Origin of the sequence: Bacillus sp. 41-22 (genome assembly GCF_025809295.1) — a bacterium.
GTDB classification, from domain to species: domain Bacteria; phylum Bacillota; class Bacilli; order Bacillales; family Bacillaceae_G; genus Bacillus_A; species Bacillus_A mycoides.
Genome location: NZ_CP084035.1, coordinates 1,035,014 through 1,052,714, shown reverse-complemented (window position 1 = coordinate 1,052,714; position 17,701 = coordinate 1,035,014). Strand labels below are relative to the sequence as shown.

Below are 17,701 nucleotides of genomic sequence, written 5' to 3'. Positions count from 1 at the left end.
CGATTGGTGAAGGCTAATAACTAGTGGGGATGAAAAGACTCCCCACTAGTTAAAGTTTCACTTTATTGTAACACGCAATGTCATATATTTCTTTGCATATTCTAGTGATTTATGCCAAAATAGTTATAAGATTCTGATTTTTATTATTGGAGGGAATTTTCATGGGAGTATACGTTCTAACAGTCTTTGAAAAAGATGGTTCAAAAGCATTAGACGAATCATTCGAGGCAGCAACTGAAAAAGAAGCGAAAGCAAAAGGTGAATCTATTTTACAAGAAAAAGGATTGTATGAAAAAACACATCGCTGCACATCTTCTGCAGGTAAGCTCGTTTTATTCCAGCGCTAAAAAAAAGAAGCGTCATCCGCTTCTTTTTCACTCTACTATATCTTCGTCACACCACGTAAACACCACATCTAGAATGCGATTACCGATACGTACGCGTTTATTCCATTTACCTGTTTGGATCTGATGTTGCAATTCCGCTTTCATCTTTTCCGTCCAGTCGTGAATCGTGTCACTACGGTCGTACGGATATACGCCCGGAAACTCTTCCTGCAGAAGATGCAAGCTCTCTGCATCAAAATGAAAATGGAAGAAGTAGTTTGCTGTAAGCGATGGTTCTTGCAATCGTAAAAAATGATCATCAACTTGCTTTCTATTTCTATAGAAAGTAAAGATATTCACTTTACCGCTCGTAATTTGGTCAATTTGAATTTCGTGCTTCTCTATAATCACGTCTTGCCCACCTCATTATATACTACCCTTAGTATATATGTCTTTTGCAACAAAGTTAACCATTTTCGCGCGAAATTCATTTCCTTCATTATATTACCCGTACCTCCAAGTACAATCAGGACAAATAAACAAAGTTGAAGGGGAGCGATCACATGTATTTCGGAAGCAAAGGTTGGTATGTAAAAGAACTTAAAAAATTAGGGATTCGTACTTACGAAGGTAAAAAACTAGAATCTTATCGTACACATATTTTATCTAGTTTACTTGAGAGAATGAAGAAAGCTTCGGCTTAATAGATGTAGGAAGCGACTACGGTTGCTTCCTTTTTATTTACTAAATAAAAAGGAAATCATCATCCCTTAACTTTACCGTTATACTTCCTTGATAGAAACCGCCCATTATCAACTGAATTTCTAGTACCAAATACTCTTCCAGATAATCATTTGTATATATTTTAAATTCTCCATACTTATTAACTCGTCCGCTTCCAACATACATATCACTACTTGTTATGACAATTGTTGAATGGGGTTCTGCACGGCCCAATATACGATTATTACTATAGTCCAAAGCATCCACATTTATTTTTTGATGAATATTATTAACTGAATCTCTACATTTATTTTCACACAAATTAACATTGCTTTCTTCAGCCCTCGATAGCGCTCGATTCCTACTAGTCTTTTCTGAAGAGAAAGCAACATTCCCCAGCCAACTAAACCTATCAAATGTAGTAATAGGTAGAAACATCTACGTTAACTCCCCCATTCTTCCAATACTTCCATCTCATTTTTTATCAACTACGGTCTTTTAATGAACTTACAGCAATACGTTTTATGTTGGGGTAAAAGAAAATAGCTTTGGTTTTCCATTCAATTTCGCACTGTTAATTTGTACAGAACACATAGAATACTGTTTTTCACCCCAGATGTAATGACAACACCACACAAAAGAAACCACGATCCATTAAATGTAAATCCACCTTCAAATATATTAATAATAATTATGTTGCCAATTATTAAGAGAATCCATGAAATGGAATACTGTTTTCCATTTGTAATATATAAAATTTCATCCTCATAACAGACTGTAATTCCCCCACCTTGCCAAATACCAATAGCGAAAGAAATAAGCGTAACTGCCAGTAACTCTGCTTGTAAATCCCTAGTCATTTGTTGCGGCGCCGTATAAGTAATAATCCCTATCATCATGAGAAAAGTTATAATATCTATCCAGTTTAATTTTCTTTGTTTGCTTTGCAGCCAAATAAAGAAAATTAATACAGGAATTAAAAACAAAGTTTCCATTTAATTATTCTTCTTCCTTTCCTACATTAGAAACGTCTATAATTGTAATGCAATTAGATTGTTCTTAAATCTCTCATACTTTCTGAAGCATAACATGAGAAAGAAATAAAAAAATCGTACAAAAGGGCAAGCCTATAATGTACGATTGGGCATATATAATGTTTTAAAAATGAATTAACTTCCTTTCAATAGATACAGCTACTGCTTCTGACCGTGAATTAACACCTAATTTATTGTATATATTTGTTAAATATGCTTTTACCGTTCGCTCAGCTATTCCCATATCAAATGCAATTTCTTTATTCTTATATCCGCGCGCAATAGCTTTCAGCACAAACAATTCTTTAACCGTTAAGTTATTTTCTGCAACCTTATCAGCATGTACTTCTTTCCTTTTATACTTCACTATCTTTTCCATAATATTTGGTTGTAGTAAAATCTCACCTCGAATAGCCGCTTCCAATGTTCGAAACAAATTCTCTCGATCCGTATCTTTTAGCAAATATCCTTTTGCCCCTAACTCAATTCCCTTTAACATTAATTCATCTTCGTTATAAGTAGTTAATATAATAATCGGCGTATGGTTTTGTTTTTCATTCAAAGCCTCAATTGTTTCTAAACCACTCATTTTAGGCATATTCAAATCCATTAAAATGACATCAGGTTTCTTCTTTTCTATGAAAGAAAGGGCTTCTTCTCCGTTTGCAGCCTCACCTATAATTTGAAATGAATCACTCGTTTCTATTATTAATTTCAGACCTTCTCTTACAACGAAATGATCATCTACAATTAATACGTTATGTTTCATGGCTATCTCCTTCTTTATTTATAGGCACTTGAATATACACTTTCGTACCTTTCATCTTTTCACTCAATATATGTATTTCTCCCTTAATCAATCGAACACGCTCATTTAGACCAATTAAACCATAATGTCCAGGATTCTTACCGATATATCTAGTGTCAAAACCAATTCCATTATCTTCAACTTCAATAGTAAGTTTTTCAAGATCATCGATATATTCAACATTTAAATTTACATCTGCTGCCTGCGAATGTTTTGCGATATTCGTTAAACATTCACTAATTACATATAAGCAGTGCTCTTTTACTACGCTTGAAATATACGGTGGACTTTGGATAGTAAATCTCACATGTATAGACGTAGCTTCAGAAAAACGTTGAATCTCTTCTTTTACTGCTCCATTAAATGAATTAGTAGTATGACGCAAATCATCAATAACCAACCTTGCATCATGTAAAGTTTGTCTCGCTCTTATCATAGTTTGTTTCATAATCTCTTGAGATCGTCCTGTATTCCCTTTTTGCATATGGGCATCTATCGCTTCCAATTGCATAATTAAGCTTGCTAAACCTTGCGCTAACGTATCATGTAAATCTCTTGCCATACGCTGCCTTTCATTAGCTAATGTCAATTCTTCCACTCTCATATATGCAGACTCTAACTCTTGAATATAGCTCTGTATACGATTACGTGCATCAAATTGCTGCTTATTAATATAAGAAAAAGGAATAATAATTGCTAACACTAAAAGAAACATAGAGATAAGAATAGCTAATTTATTCACACCATAATTGATACTAATTGCAGCACAAAATATTGCATACATAAGAGTAAAAACTGCCATTACTTTAAATATATTGTTATAAACATATAAACTTTGGGCGATTAAAATAGGAGTTAATCCAACAAAAATCGCTATCGAAGCATTTGTTGCAATAAACGCAGCCAAAAACACAATGAAAAGTTGTACAAAAAAGAAGTACAACAATTGCCTATTTTTTAATGAACTCGCATACCAATGAAAAATAGTATGAATAACAATGACTATTGTAAAGAAAAAACTATCCATAGAGAAAATATTATTACGAAACTCTAAAAGTACTGAAGCTATATATACGAGTGTAATCCATAAAACAATAAACCTTCTTGGAATAAATACCGCTTCCAATACATTTTTATCCAAATCTATATTTGAATTTATTTTTTTCATATTCGACCTCCACCATTATATTATACAAGATACAGCTTACATTTTGATAAAGTGAAGGCTTTTACATACAGCCCGACTCCCACAAATAGCGGGATAAGTCACTTATTCCTCTTCATCCTCATTACCAAATACAAATATGAATTATTGCATATCGAAATGCATTGATGTTTTTGTAAGCGCTTACTATAATGAATTTATAAAGATTTATTACATCTTACTACTAAAGGAGGCAATCATATGGAAATCGCAATGGCAGTTTTAAACTTTGTAGGTGGAGTAATTCCATTAGTTCAAGAGCTTTTAAAAGCATTCATGTAAGGTTATCATTCAGCAATTATTTATAAGAATTATCATACAAATGATCTGTATATCAAAAACACATTGATACACAGATCATTTGTGTGAGAAAACTTTATACGAGAACTATGTCACCTAGCAGAACAATAATGATACATCTATCTCAAGTTGGAAAAAGACGCTCACAAGGGCGTCTTTTTCTTATATTACTATGTATTCAGGAGAAATCGATTTTTTCAAAATAGATTTTTTATGTCTTATAAACCCTATTGTAGTATCCCAGCTTCAACTACCTAAAAAATAACATTGTCAACCGAACTTAAATTGGTTATTATAAAAGCGAATATAACAGGAGATGAGCAGATGAATATGAACGAAAAGAAATCTTTTTCAAAAGTTTCTCGGCGGAAATTAGTCGATGAAGTGCTAGAACGTCTACAAGAAAAAATCTTTTCTGGCGAGTATGAAGTTGGTGATCGCCTCCCTACAGAGCCGCAATTAATGGAAGAGTTAGGAGTAGGACGTTCAACATTGCGAGAAAGCATAAAGATATTAGTACATGCTGGCATATTAGAAGTTCGACAAGGACAAGGTACTCGTATTGTCTCACTCAATACAACGCAAGATTCATTTGAAAAACGATTGCAAGCAGCTAATATAAATCATGTGTATGAAGCACGAAATATGCTAGATAAAGAAGTAGCGATGTTAGCGGCACAGCGCCGAAGCGACGAGGATCTTTTATACTTAAAAGGACATTTGAATAAAAGAAAACATGCCCTTCAAGAAGGTAATTATGTAGCATACATAGATGCAGACATTCAGTTTCATTTAGCAATTGCAAAGGCGAGCAAAAACGAAGTTCTACTCGATTTGTATCAATCTTTCGTACCTGCCCTTCGCCACATTTTAAGCCAATTCATATTAAATACAGTGGACTATGAAGATAACTCTGACATTCATGAAAAGTTATTCCAAGCTATTTTTAAACAAAATACCGAAGAGGCACGAACATACGCCGTTCAAAATTTGGAGCTGAAATAAGCTCCTTATCTATTACACACAAACATCAGATGATATACTGAATAACATCTGATGTTTAAGAGAGGAGAAAATGAAATTGAAGCATCAAGAACGAACTTATTTGTATATACTAGCACTATTTTTTGTTTCTATTAATTTACGTATCGGAATTACATCTGTTTCACCTGTATTAGAAACAATCCGACAAGACTTAAATATAAGCAATTTTTCCGTTAGCTTTTTAACAGCTATTCCTGTTTTTTGTATGGGGACATTCGCCTTACTGACTGGGAAGGTAATTAGGAAATACGGGGCAGAAAAATCAATTATGGCTTGTCTTATTTTAATCGGCTTTGCAACATGTATGAGAGCTTTTACCTTTTCCATTTCCACATTATTCGCGAGCTCTTTATTTATCGGTATTGGAATTGCACTTGCAGGTCCGTTACTATCAGGTTTTATTAAAGAAAAATCCCCTACGAAAATCGGCTTAATGATTGGCATATATTCAGTAGGTATGGGAACTGGTGCTTCTTTAAGTGCAGGATTAACGATTCCTTTACAACATGTATTAAAAGACGATTGGAATATGGCACTCGCTTTTTGGGGTGTGCTTACTATTATCGCTATTATATTTTGGTATCCCGTTATGAAACGAAAAAAGAATACGAGTACACAAAATAAAAAGAATAATAGCTTGCCTTTAAGAAATAAAAAAGCATGGTTGTTTACAATCTTTTTCGGACTACAATCAGGAATATTTTACTCTATTACAACTTGGCTTGCGCCGGCAAATCAAAGTATGGGTGTGAGTAGCGAACAAGCGGGGACTCTTATAACTGTTTTTACAGTGATTCAAATGATATGCAGTTTTTTAATTCCAACATTAGCGGATATTTATAAAAACAGAGCACTTTGGTTATTAGGAAGTATATGCTTTGTACTCGTAGGTTTATCGCTTATGATTTACCCATTAACCACACCATGGGTCCCTTCTATTTTACTAGGTATCGGGCTCGGCGGCATATTTCCACTCGCTCTCATGCTACCGCTATATGAAACAAAAACTTCAGAAGATGCGAGTGCATGGACTGCTATGATGCAGTCAGGAGGATATATTATGGGCGGATTCATTCCTGTCCTAGCAGGAATCGCTCGTGATTATTTTAATAGTTATACGCAAGTTTTTATTATAATGGCACTTTTAAGCTTCATTTTATTCCTATTAACTTTAGTCATGAATAAAAGGAAAAGAAATGCAGAAGATCTTGTCTCCGCTTAAATTCAAAATGTTAATATATGGTATAATTTAATTAAAAACGAAAGGAGCTTCTAACATGTGGTTCATTTCGGCAATCGCGCCTGTTGTAATAGTTGGTGGAATTGTAGTATTTGTAATTAAAAGATTGGAACATAAATATAAGAACGGAAAATTAGGTAAGAAAAAATCTCAAAAAGCTCAACTGTTATTAGATAGTTTCATACCTATGGGAATGCTTGTTGGCTGTATGATCGGTTTGATTTTCGGTATGTTTTTCCCGGACTTCTCCCTGCTTTCAGTTAGTTTAGGGGCCGGAATAGGCTATTTATTTGGTTATTTCGCCTATGAAATTTATAGTAAGACAGGAGATAATTTTTCATAATCCAAAAAGAATAATCAGGACAGTACATAGTAGTCATATACAATATGTACTGTCCTTTATTTTTGCATCAATGCTATCACCTTGCCTTTCACATCCTATACACCTTTTTTATTGATTTTCCTCTCCTCCCTCTTTTGTATATCCACTTTTTTATTTTCATTGTAAATTCCTCTTAACCACCTTTAAAGTTATCCATATCACTCATTCTCTCCTTACCCCAAATAACAATTTTATTATTTATCATAAAGTTAACACTCTCGTTAAACATATATAAAGATTGTTGTATTTCTTACTTTTCTCCTTGAAAACAATATATACTACATTTGAAATAAGTGGGTACGTCTGCTTATTATCTAAATTCCCGTGCAATACCCCCTCACGAAATGCTAGGAGCAATCCTAGCATTTTTTACAATAACGTTTTGCTTATTTTAAACATATGTACAGTATAGTTTTTTCAGCTTATCCTTTAAGCGGTTATATCATTTTAGCGAGCCAGTACATTCGCCATCATCTTATTTTTTGTACTTACAATACGCCATCAACTCTTCTTCATTTTAACTTTAATCACGAAACAAAAAAATCCCCTTAAAGCATGAGCTTCAAGGGGTGAGCCTGTATTTTTACTTACTTATATACGTACAGCTGTACCACTTACAGCAACCATTAACATTCCATCACGAACAACTTCGTAATCTACGTCAATACCAACGATAGCGTTCGCACCTTTTTGTTTTGCAAGTTCTTTCATTTCATCCATTGCGATATCACGAGCTTCTTTTAGCTTGCTTTCGTAAGAACCAGCACGACCACCGACAACATCACGAACGGAAGCGAATAAGTCGCGGACAATATTTGCACCCATAATAGCTTCACCATTTACAATATCAATATACTCAATAATTTCTTTACCTTGAATTCCAGACGTTGTTGTTACAATCATGACTGACACTCTCCTATAACTTATAATTTTTGATTAGCTTTCTTATGTCTTTATTATGACATGGAACAAGCAACTAATCTATTGAATTACCTTACAGGAGTGTGACAATTTTGTAATAATAAAGCGCCTATTCTATTTAACGAATTCTCCTTCCTCAAGTGTGTGAAGGGCATAGCCCAATGATAGGTGGGAGATGAATTTCGGTTTGGCGTAGCCAAAAGGCTTTGCCTTTTATTGTCACCTTGTATTGGTCGTGAAATACAGAAGAAATGTATTTGATGATGATATGTCGGACTATGCAAAAGACATTTTTGTCCGACTATCTGAAAACTATAACATCACATTAGTTGAATGGAATCATGATGTAGACCATGTACATATCTTATTCAAGGCACATCCGAATACAGAAATGACAAAGTTCATTAATGCTTATAAAAGTGCAAGTTCTCGACTAATCAAGAGAGACTTTCCACATGTGAGAAAGAAACTTTGGAAAGAAATGTTTTGGTCAAAAAGCTTTTGCTTGATTACTACGGGTGGTTCACCGATAGATGTAGTAAAGAAATATATTGAAAATCAAGGAAAAAGTGAGGTGTAGGAAATGTTAAAATCATACAAATATCGTATCTATCCAAATAAAGAACAACAAATGTTTTTCTCAAAAACATTTGGATGTGTTCGATTTGTATACAACAAGATGCTTGCAGATAGAATCAAATCTTATCAAGAATCACAGGATAAACTTGATAAATCTGTTAAATATCCTACGCCTGCACAATATAAGGCTGAATTTCCATTCCTAAAGGAAGTCGATAGTCTTGCGTTGGCGAATGCTCAAATGAAGGACGTTAAGTTGTGAGTAGTTCACTAAAGCGCTTTAACATTAGGATACATAAATGATTCTCTATTTTCTTTCCAATCCTTTTCTACTTCTTTAAAAGTTGGTCGCCCTAACTCTTCCTTGTTTTTCTGTTTATGAAACCATTTCTTTACATACTTCTCCCCATTTTGATTTTGAACTGTACAAAGGAAACTATTACTACTATCCTTTAATATTTTTACAATCACGAAAAGACACCTCTTCCCTTTTTAATATCATAATAGAACTTGATCTTTTACTATAAGCCCTTCCTCTCTTATAGTCATACGACTCCTCGGCCGCGCCAAAGTTGTAAGATCAAAAAACGATATTCACTATGTTTACATTTTGCATAATTGATATGTGAAGTAAATATTATTTAAAGAAATCAGAGTTATAAGCATTATGTTTATCAAATATTTTATAGATTTCTAACTTATCATCTAATTTTGCATCTACTAAAATTAATATATTTCCATCGTAAATGTATTCTTCATATTTCTTAGCATGTTCTTCGGGAATTCCTAATCCGATAAATGCTCCTATTAAACTTCCAGCTCCTCCGCCAATACCGGCTCCTCCAATAGCTGCTGCGATAGGTCCCGCTGCTACGATTGGACCCATTCCAGAAACAGCAAGTATACCAAGACCTGTTAATAAACCACCGAGTCCGCCTGCTACTCCTCCTGCCACAAACCCTGTCGCTGAAAAGATATCCGCTTTATGTGCCGTTTCACTATTCACTTTTTCACCCGATTTTTCTTCCAGATGTTCAATTTCCTTTTGATCCTTCGCAATAGCTGAAATGTTACCCGCCGAGTATCCTTTATCTTTTAATTCATTAATAACGAATGCCGCATCATCAATTGTTCTAAAAATACCTACTATTTTTCTATCTACATCCATAACTATTAACCTCCTAAAGTTTTATATAATGTATCTTTATCTTTCTTCATTTCTGTATACACTAACCTTCTTATTAACATAACCATTTACGAAAAAAGCGAATAGTAAAAGCATTACAAGCGAACTACTTAACAAGTAAATTAAATCAAATGTAATATCAACCATCATTTCATTCATGTATACCAGACTCCTTTTTATTTAAAGTAAAAGTATATTTTTATAGACTAGAAATCTTATAATTCATCTTCAGTCAATCTCTTTGTAGTATATGTATACCCTTCATAACCCTTTCTAAACCTAAAAAACTATAATTATATTTTTTCTTATTTATATGTTTAACATTTTTTAAAACGGGTATGTTTATATTGTTATGCTTACTATACAGAAAGGAATATTTCGATGAATGCAATCCAATCTACTACTATTCTTTATAATGAAACACCTACAATAACGCAGATTCATCATTTTTATGCTTTAATGACAACATTTCAAACTAATCTATTTATAAGTAAACACGGAACACTTACTTCTATTAAAAGCTTAAGCACATTAATATCCTTTTTCCTTACTGTAAAAAAGAGAGAGCTTGTATTATTTATCTTTGAAGGAATAGATGCAAAAAAAGCTTTAAGCACACTCTTTCCTTCTTAAAAGTTTTATTATCCCCCTATTCCCTCGATCGTTACTTTTCATATATGTTTTTATATTTCAAAATGATTTCCTCTATTCAAAACGAGACCCCCTAATACAATAGGGGGATTTCTAGTTTGGCCTTATGAAAACTGATATAATATATATTACGTTTTTCATTCTTTACAATAGAAAACTTTTAATAATCTTGAAGGTAGGAATTTTTAATGAAATCGAAAGCAAAATTTAGTATTCGCTACAAAATTATGGCTGGTTATTTAGTTATGATTTTGTTCTTACTTATTTCTTTCATTATGTTAAACAATGAGATTTCCAATTTACAAAAATCTCGTAATTTTATTATTGATCACGATTTTAAAGTTCTTAATTTAACGAATCAAGTGGAGAAAGAATTGCTAACAATTGAAAATAAAGCGAAAGGATTTATTACTTCTAATAACGCAAATTACGTGCAATCCCTTAACACTGCGGAAAAGGATTACGAAAAACATTATCAAGATCTTTTGGCTCTATTAGAGGATAACCCCTCTCAGCAAGAAAAATTAAAACAGATTAACGAAAATATTAATAGTTGGATTAATAAAGAGATTCATCCATTAATTACAAATCATAATAGTAATAACATACAAGCAATCGACACGACTCAAATTCAGTCATTACAATCGCAGCTAACTAACTTCCGTGGTGTAGAGGAGCAACTAACGAAAAAAAGAGCTGCACAATTAGATACTGAAAATAATAAATTAGAGATTTGGTTATACAGTTTATTGTTCTTACTTTCTTGTATTTCTATTATCATTTCACTCTATATTTCGAATTCCATTACAAAAACGATTAAAAACGTAATTCAAGCTATTAAATCCATTTCTTCTAAAGAAAAAATTACTGAAAGAATTCATGTAAACACGCGGGATGAAATAAAAGAGCTTGCTCATACAACGAACCACCTACTAGACGAAATATCTAAAAGAGAGTGGTTACAAACCGAGCTTGCAGAATTAATTTTAATGTATCAAGGTGTACCTTCTATTGAGATGTTAGGTAAAAAAATTCTTAGTGGAATTATACAAAAAACGCAAACCTCTTGCGGTGCATTCTATGCACGTGAAGAAGTTGAAGAAACTGTCTACTATGTGAAGAAAGCTTCTTTCGCCGATCAAGGTTCTGATATTGGAAAACAATCCATTAAAATGGGTGAAGGTTTAATTGGGCAATGTGCTTTAGAAAAACAAAGCTTTATTCTTCGAGAAATACCAGAAGAATTTCGTTATGTCACTAGCGGTTTATTAGAAATACGCCCTCAAAACCTACTAGTCATCCCTATCTTATTTGAAGATGAAGTGATCGCAGTAATGGAGTTAGTAAGTGTAACTGAGATTTCAGACTTACATCAAGATTTAATTCAACAAACCGTTGATAACCTAGGTCTAACAATCCATAGTATTATGGGACGTATGCGAATTCAAACGCTTTTACATGAATCACAAGCAATGACGGAGGAGTTACAAGTTCAATCAGAAGAATTGCAAACGCAAGCTGAAGAACTACAAATGCAAGCCGAAGAATTACGAACAACTAATGAACAACTAGAGTCTAGAACTGAAGAGGCTGAACAAAAGACAACTGATTTAGAAATTACTAAATCAGAATTAGAAGAAAAAGCAAGCGAAATATTACGTAGTTCAAAATACAAATCAGAATTCCTAGCAAATATGTCCCATGAATTACGAACACCGTTAAATAGTATTTTACTATTATCTGAAATGTTAAGAGAAAATCATGATAACCATTTATCCGATGATGAAATTGAATTAGCAACCGTCATTCATTCATCAGGAAAAGATTTACTTACTCTAATTAATGACATACTAGATTTATCTAAAGTAGAAGCCGGAAAACTAGACGTCATTTTTGAAGCAACGAACATAAGTGACATGGCAGCAAATATGCAGCAAAACTTTTTACATATTGCTGCACAAAAAAATGTCGAACTTACTATTGCAGACAGTGATATTATTCCTGATTTATTTTATACAGATGCAAAACGGATTGAACAAATTATTAAAAACTTATTATCCAATGCATTTAAATTCACGGAAAAAGGATCCGTCTCTTTACATTTCGATTCGATAGAAACAACCAATTTGAGTCATGATATGCAGTCTATAAGTAAAGATTGGATGACAATTTCAGTAAAAGATACTGGTATTGGTATCGCTACAGAACAGCATCAACTCATTTTCGAAGCCTTTCAACAGGCAGATGGCGCAACGATTCGGAAATATGGTGGTACAGGCTTAGGATTATCTATCTGTAAAGAGTTTGCTAGATTATTAGGCGGTTGGATTACGTTAGAGAGTAATTTAGGAGAAGGCAGTACTTTCACAGTATATATTCCTAACCTTCCAAATGGGTTAAATGATATACAGTTATCCAATTTAGAAGTCGCAGCAACGATAGAAGATGTTATTCCTGCTGAAGTTATTGAGGCAACTATAGTTACTCCAGAAACAAATAACGTCTTCCAAGAGAAAACTATTTTAATTGTCGATGATGATCATCGAAATATATTTGCATTACAAAATGCATTAGAAAAACAACATGCCAACATTATTACTGCACAAAACGGCATAGAGTGTTTAGAAATACTAAAAAGCAATACAAATATTGACCTTATCTTAATGGATATTATGATGCCAAATATGGACGGTTATGAAACGATGGAACATATCCGAATGAATTTAGGGTTACATGAAATACCTATTATCGCATTAACTGCTAAAGCAATGCCAAATGATAAAGAAAAATGTTTATCTGCTGGCGCTTCAGATTATATAAGTAAACCATTAAATTTACATCAACTCTATTCGGTAATGAGTGTATGGTTAATAAAATAAGTGAGGTTTAGTTTAAGTGGAAAATAAGTATTATAATTTTGATCCATCCGTAGATATGGATAAGCGTACGAACTTAGAAATTGAATTACTATTGGAAGCGGTATTTAAACTGTCAGGATTTGATTTTCGCCAATATGCTCGCACATCTATTTATAGAAGAATTTGTAATAGAATGCAGCTCTCTAATATCCCTACCATTTCAAAATTAATTGAAAAAGTAATTCATGAGGAAGGGTTTTTAGAACAGTTATTAAATGATTTCTCCATTAATGTAACTGAAATGTTCCGTAACCCTACTTTTTTTAAAGCGTTAAGAGAGCATGTTATTCCTGAATTAAAAAAGTATCCTGAAATTAGAATTTGGCATGCTGGATGCGCAACTGGTGAAGAAGTGTTATCAATGTCCATCTTACTTCACGAAGAAGGATTAAGTGAAAAAGCTGTTATTTACGCAACAGATATGAATACAAATGTATTAGAAAAAGCAAAACAAGGCATCCTTCCGTTAAATAAAATGCAAACTTATACGAAAAACTATTTACAAGCTGGAGGTACACAAGCATTTTCTAACTATTATTCAACAGATAATCGTTTTGCTTATTTTAATCCATCCCTTTTACAAAACATTATTTTTGCACAGCATAATTTAGTAACCGATCAATCTTTTAACGAATTTCATATTATACTTTGCCGTAACGTTTTAATTTACTTTACGAGTAAACTTCAAAACCAAGTACAGCAACTATTTTATGAAAGTTTAGGCCACAATGGATTCCTATGTTTAGGAAATAAAGAAACTCTTCGTTTTTCAGATATAATGCCGCATTATATCCAATTTAATCCTAACGAACAAATCTATCAAAAAATACAATAAAAAGCGTATGAAATCCTATGTTTGGATTTCATACGCTTTTTATTTCGCATTCGTTTGTATCATAATTAGACACATATCATCTGATTGTGTTTTCTTCTGTTCTTCCTTATAAAATCCTTCTATCTCTTCTTCTAAATCTCCCCATTTTCTTTCTGTAAAAGTACGCAACTTCTCTTCAGACTCAAATTCATCATTTGCAATTGATTCAAGAACACCATCTGTAAACAATAATATTTGAGCATTTTTCTCAAAAGGTATGACTGTCTTCTCGACTTTTATTTCATCAAAAAATCCTACCGCACAACTCCCACGATCTAGTTCAATTATATTCTCTTCATCAACTAAAACGTATCCCGAAGGATGTCCTGCATTTACATATTCAATTGTTCTATTTTCTGTATTAACTACTAAGTATATTGCTGTAAAATAATATGGAATATTGTCATTCTCATTATGTAAAAGAGTCATATATTTATTTAAGTCTTTAATGACGAGTTCTGGATCGATTAAACATTTAATCGTTTCACGTAATACAGACGAAATAAACATACAAACTAATGAAGCAGATACACCATGTCCCATCACATCTAATAATATAATACCGTAGCGGTTTTCATCGATTTTATACCAATAATACATATCTCCAGCTAGTTTGAATGAAGGTAAGTAACTTGCTTCAATTTTTATATGATCTTCTCTTAATGGGCTACTTAATAAGTTTCTTTGTACTTGTGTAGCTAAATCTAATTCATTACGAAGATTTTCCTCTTGTTCTTTATGCCAATTTAATTCCGATTTCAAGCGTAATGCCACACGCATACGGGCTAACAATTCAACTTTATTTATAGGTTTCGTAATATAATCCATTGCACCTATATCAAGCGCTTCAGCTAATTTATTCGCATCTTCTAAAGCTGTTACAAAAATAATAGGAATATCTTTAAACTTCTCCTCGTTTTGTAATCGCCTACAAACTTCAAGTCCATCAATCTCAGGCATCATGATATCTAATAGTATTAAATCAATTTCATTATGCCTGGAAGAATCTTTTCCAAAATGGATGTATTCGAAAAGCTCTTGTGCAGAATTAAGCGATACAAGATCCTGATATCCGGCTTGTTTTAAAATTTTTTCAATTACAAAGATGTTAACCGGATTATCATCGACAATTAAAATGGACACAAGTTATTTCCCCTTTTCTTATTTAAAATGTAAATCTATTATCATTTTCTATTTTTCTAGTATTACATACTCAGTTATAAAATAAAAATTTCCTACTCATACGTATCTATACAGCAAAAGAACAAACCCCCTAGAAATGAGAGTTTGTTCTTTCACTCTATAAATTTCCACTATTAATTTAACACCATCGCTTTGTCTTTTAAAAGACGATCTAATTCTTCCATATGATTTGTTTCATCTGCAATCATATCTTCTAACTTTACAACTAACTCTGTCATATTTAATTTCGCTGCCTGTTCTTTTCTCGTTTCATAACGCTTAATTGTTTCATATTCTGATTGTCTAGCGTATTCTAACATTTCTCTAACATCTTTTACTTGTTTCACTGGTAAAGGGATCGTAGTAGGTGTACCACCTAGCGTCTTAATTTTCTCCGCTAAATATAGGGCATGTCCTTGTTCATCACTAATTTCAGATTCAAAGAAAGGTTTTAACACTTGTCTATATATACCAGAAACTGTAGCTGCATTATGGTTGTACATAATAATTGCCGAGTATTCTCCTGCTAAATCTTCATTCAATCCTTCGATTAGTTCTTTCACATCGTGTGACATTTTTATATCTCCTCCTATACTTAATAACTACCCCTTTTCTCATATTTTAAACATAATTATTTAAAATTTTTATGTATCTAAAAACGCTGCTTGCTTCAATTTACTTATCGCTTGTCTTTTAATACGAGAAACGTGCATTTGTGAAATACCTAACCGTTCCCCTGTATCCTTTTGATTTAAATTTTCACCAAATATATAATGAATAACACTCTTTTCCGTATCATTTAATACGTTAAAAATATCCTTTAAAACGAGACGTCTTTCTGTCTCTTCATATCCTTGCTCTACTTCACCTACAGATTCAATTCTCGCTACCGAACTTCCGTCAGATGAATTTTCAACTACATCATCTAAGGAAGATACTCGATAATTATTTTTCGCATCCATAATTTCTAGCACTTCCTCTTCGGATAGTCCTAAATGATCCGCAATCTCTATAATCTTCGGTGAACGTTGCAGTTGATCTGTTAGCTCCTCTATCGCAAGTTTAATTTTCCCGCCTAAATCTTTAATTCGCCTTGGAACATGAATACCCCAAGTTTTATCACGTAAATACTTTTTTATTTCCCCTACTATCGTAGGTATTGCAAACGGCTCAAAAGCATTCCCTATCGAATAATCATACCTTCTTATTGCGCCTAAGAGTCCTAACATTCCTACTTGTATAATATCCTCATGCATCGGCCCACCTTTTGAATAGCGATATGCAATGGAATATACGAGATTTTTATAATGATTAACCAATCTTTCCTGCGCTTCATCACATTGTTTTTGTTGGAATTCTGCAATTAGTTTAATAACGTCTTCTTTAGTAAGATTTGTAGGTTGAGATTGGATTTCCATCATTCTCCACCTGCTCTCTTTGTATATATTTTGTCATTAAAACTGTCATGCCCTCATCATGCATAATTTGTATATCATCCATTAACGTATTTATTAAATATAAACCTAAACCATTTTCCGGCAAATGTTCTACTGGTTTATTAATATCATACGGACCAACTTTACTTTTTAAGGTGCTAAAATCAAAGCTAACTCCATTATCCGCAACCATAATTTCTAATCGATCTTCATATAGACCAAAGACAATTGTAATTTCTCCAACGTCTTCTTTATATGCATGTTGTACAATGTTTGTACATGCTTCACTAATAGCAATTTTCATATCTTCTATATCGTCATAAGCAAAGCCCATTCGATTCGCAACACCAGCCATTGTTAAACGAATAATAGCCACATATTCTGCTTTTGCAGGAATTTTCATTTCTATCTTTTCAAATTTCTCCATCATCCCTAGTCACCTTCTTTCTACTTTTTCAAAATCGGAATTCAAATTTAATATTTCTGTTAGTCCTGTAATATCAAATAATCTTTTTAGTCTTTTAGATACACCAATAAACTCTAATTTTCCATCATTTTTCTTAATTGCTTTTAATAGCGCTATAAAAACGCCTAAACCTGTACTATCCATATAATCTACCTTATTAAAATCTACTACTATATAAACCTCTTTCTCACTTGCAATAGGCATTACCTTATTTTTTAAATCTGATGCCGTATACGCATCAATCTCACCATTAAGTTGTACTGTATAACCTAAATCATTTTGCAAAATATTTATTGCCAAATTCATCATTTCCGCCCCCTTATCTCAAACTACTACTATTTAATTACCCATAAAAATTAGTTTTAAACATATTTTTTCATTTTAATTATAAATAAATTTTCTACACCTTTCTCAGCTTAACACTAAA

The 17,701-nt window shown here is 32.8% G+C and carries 22 protein-coding genes and 3 pseudogenes; 11 read left to right on the top strand and 14 right to left on the bottom strand.

The features are described from left to right. Positions 1–161 precede the first annotated feature (161 nt). Positions 162–347 (top strand): YhzD family protein, encoded by a 186-nt coding sequence (locus LCF45_RS05345; RefSeq protein WP_000539551.1) that lies wholly within the window; start codon positions 162–164, stop codon positions 345–347. 27 nt (positions 348–374) lie between these two features. On the opposite strand, the gene LCF45_RS05340 is transcribed toward LCF45_RS05345, so the two are convergent. Continuing rightward, positions 375–737 (bottom strand): hypothetical protein, encoded by a 363-nt coding sequence (locus LCF45_RS05340; protein ID WP_002064091.1) that lies wholly within the window; start codon positions 735–737, stop codon positions 375–377. A 152-nt stretch (positions 738–889) separates the two neighbouring features. On the opposite strand from LCF45_RS05340, the gene LCF45_RS05335 reads away from it, so the two are divergent. After that, positions 890–1,030 carry a YflJ family protein gene (locus LCF45_RS05335; protein WP_000273535.1) on the top strand — a complete coding sequence of 47 codons (141 nt, stop codon included), beginning with the start codon at positions 890–892 and terminating at the stop codon, positions 1,028–1,030. A 40-nt stretch (positions 1,031–1,070) separates the two neighbouring features. Here LCF45_RS05335 and LCF45_RS05330 read toward each other — a convergent pair whose 3' ends face one another. The 4 genes from LCF45_RS05330 to LCF45_RS05315 all read right to left on the bottom strand — a co-directional run bounded on the left by LCF45_RS05330 (position 1,071) and on the right by LCF45_RS05315 (position 4,059). Continuing rightward, positions 1,071–1,487, bottom strand: coding sequence for a hypothetical protein (locus LCF45_RS05330; protein ID WP_002168977.1), 417 nt, complete (start codon positions 1,485–1,487; stop codon positions 1,071–1,073). A gap of 122 nt (positions 1,488–1,609) precedes the next feature. Beyond that, positions 1,610–2,044 carry a hypothetical protein gene (locus LCF45_RS05325; protein WP_078202934.1) on the bottom strand — a complete coding sequence of 145 codons (435 nt, stop codon included), beginning with the start codon at positions 2,042–2,044 and terminating at the stop codon, positions 1,610–1,612. A gap of 163 nt (positions 2,045–2,207) precedes the next feature. Then, the gene (locus LCF45_RS05320) at positions 2,208–2,852 is read right to left on the bottom strand and encodes a response regulator (protein ID WP_002087211.1); all 645 of its coding nucleotides are present in this window, start codon (positions 2,850–2,852) and stop codon (positions 2,208–2,210) included. Beyond that, positions 2,842–4,059, bottom strand: coding sequence for a sensor histidine kinase (locus LCF45_RS05315; RefSeq protein ID WP_002168979.1), 1,218 nt, complete (start codon positions 4,057–4,059; stop codon positions 2,842–2,844). Before LCF45_RS05315 ends, LCF45_RS05320 begins: the two co-directional genes overlap by 11 nt. Before the next feature lie 136 nt (positions 4,060–4,195). Between LCF45_RS05315 and LCF45_RS27020 the strand changes: the two are divergent. The 4 genes and pseudogenes from LCF45_RS27020 to LCF45_RS05300 all read left to right on the top strand — a co-directional run bounded on the left by LCF45_RS27020 (position 4,196) and on the right by LCF45_RS05300 (position 7,022). After that, positions 4,196–4,377, top strand: a pseudogene (locus LCF45_RS27020) (hypothetical protein). Positions 4,378–4,719: 342 nt separating this feature from the next. Continuing rightward, positions 4,720–5,400 carry a FadR/GntR family transcriptional regulator gene (locus LCF45_RS05310; RefSeq protein WP_002168980.1) on the top strand — a complete coding sequence of 227 codons (681 nt, stop codon included), beginning with the start codon at positions 4,720–4,722 and terminating at the stop codon, positions 5,398–5,400. Positions 5,401–5,470: 70 nt separating this feature from the next. After that, positions 5,471–6,661, top strand: a complete 1,191-nt coding sequence (locus LCF45_RS05305; RefSeq protein WP_078202933.1) for an MFS transporter — start codon at positions 5,471–5,473, stop codon at positions 6,659–6,661. Between the two features lie 55 nt (positions 6,662–6,716). After that, positions 6,717–7,022, top strand: coding sequence for a hypothetical protein (locus LCF45_RS05300; protein ID WP_002186510.1), 306 nt, complete (start codon positions 6,717–6,719; stop codon positions 7,020–7,022). Positions 7,023–7,652: 630 nt separating this feature from the next. Here the strand turns inward: LCF45_RS05300 and LCF45_RS05295 are convergent. Beyond that, positions 7,653–7,964 carry a YbjQ family protein gene (locus LCF45_RS05295; protein ID WP_000637510.1) on the bottom strand — a complete coding sequence of 104 codons (312 nt, stop codon included), beginning with the start codon at positions 7,962–7,964 and terminating at the stop codon, positions 7,653–7,655. A 223-nt stretch (positions 7,965–8,187) separates the two neighbouring features. Here LCF45_RS05295 and tnpA point away from each other — a divergent pair. Then, positions 8,188–8,562: pseudogene (gene tnpA, locus LCF45_RS05290) on the top strand (IS200/IS605 family transposase); the annotation flags it as partial. A 3-nt stretch (positions 8,563–8,565) separates the two neighbouring features. Beyond that, a pseudogene (locus LCF45_RS05285) lies at positions 8,566–8,805 on the top strand (helix-turn-helix domain-containing protein); the annotation flags it as partial. Between the two features lie 26 nt (positions 8,806–8,831). Here LCF45_RS05285 and LCF45_RS05280 read toward each other — a convergent pair. From LCF45_RS05280 to LCF45_RS05270, 3 genes are all read right to left on the bottom strand, one after another. Further along, positions 8,832–9,032: a DUF4028 family protein gene (locus LCF45_RS05280; RefSeq protein ID WP_002186515.1), complete on the bottom strand. Its 201-nt coding sequence runs from the start codon at positions 9,030–9,032 to the stop codon at positions 8,832–8,834. 166 nt (positions 9,033–9,198) lie between these two features. Continuing rightward, positions 9,199–9,729 carry a general stress protein gene (locus LCF45_RS05275; RefSeq protein WP_002186517.1) on the bottom strand — a complete coding sequence of 177 codons (531 nt, stop codon included), beginning with the start codon at positions 9,727–9,729 and terminating at the stop codon, positions 9,199–9,201. Between the two features lie 36 nt (positions 9,730–9,765). Further along, positions 9,766–9,906, bottom strand: coding sequence for a hypothetical protein (locus LCF45_RS05270; protein WP_002186518.1), 141 nt, complete (start codon positions 9,904–9,906; stop codon positions 9,766–9,768). A gap of 222 nt (positions 9,907–10,128) precedes the next feature. Here LCF45_RS05270 and LCF45_RS05265 point away from each other — a divergent pair, with 222 nt between their 5' ends. The 3 genes from LCF45_RS05265 (at position 10,129) to LCF45_RS05255 (ending at position 14,151) form a co-directional block, all read left to right on the top strand. Next, positions 10,129–10,380: a hypothetical protein gene (locus LCF45_RS05265; protein ID WP_002011075.1), complete on the top strand. Its 252-nt coding sequence runs from the start codon at positions 10,129–10,131 to the stop codon at positions 10,378–10,380. 206 nt (positions 10,381–10,586) lie between these two features. Further along, on the top strand, positions 10,587–13,277 hold the full coding sequence (locus tag LCF45_RS05260; RefSeq protein ID WP_263894652.1) for a response regulator: 2,691 nt from the start codon (positions 10,587–10,589) through the stop codon (positions 13,275–13,277). Between the two features lie 16 nt (positions 13,278–13,293). Then, positions 13,294–14,151, top strand: a complete 858-nt coding sequence (locus tag LCF45_RS05255; RefSeq protein WP_002168988.1) for a CheR family methyltransferase — start codon at positions 13,294–13,296, stop codon at positions 14,149–14,151. Positions 14,152–14,190: 39 nt separating this feature from the next. Here LCF45_RS05255 and LCF45_RS05250 read toward each other — a convergent pair whose 3' ends face one another. The 5 genes from LCF45_RS05250 to rsbV form a co-directional block, all read right to left on the bottom strand. Further along, entirely contained in the window at positions 14,191–15,333 is a 1,143-nt protein-coding gene (locus tag LCF45_RS05250; protein WP_002186520.1) for a fused response regulator/phosphatase, read from the bottom strand. Between the two features lie 173 nt (positions 15,334–15,506). Next, on the bottom strand, positions 15,507–15,947 hold the full coding sequence (locus LCF45_RS05245) for a ferritin-like domain-containing protein (RefSeq protein ID WP_243514405.1): 441 nt from the start codon (positions 15,945–15,947) through the stop codon (positions 15,507–15,509). A gap of 69 nt (positions 15,948–16,016) precedes the next feature. Next, positions 16,017–16,793 (bottom strand): RNA polymerase sigma factor SigB, encoded by a 777-nt coding sequence (sigB, locus tag LCF45_RS05240; RefSeq protein WP_078422053.1) that lies wholly within the window; start codon positions 16,791–16,793, stop codon positions 16,017–16,019. Then, complete coding sequence (gene rsbW, locus LCF45_RS05235; protein ID WP_000970215.1) at positions 16,756–17,238, bottom strand: anti-sigma B factor RsbW; 483 nt, start codon at positions 17,236–17,238, stop codon at positions 16,756–16,758. The genes sigB and rsbW overlap by 38 nt, the downstream gene beginning before the upstream one ends. 6 nt (positions 17,239–17,244) lie before the next feature. Beyond that, positions 17,245–17,583: an anti sigma b factor antagonist RsbV gene (rsbV, locus tag LCF45_RS05230; RefSeq protein ID WP_002011067.1), complete on the bottom strand. Its 339-nt coding sequence runs from the start codon at positions 17,581–17,583 to the stop codon at positions 17,245–17,247. Positions 17,584–17,701: the final 118 nt, after the last annotated feature.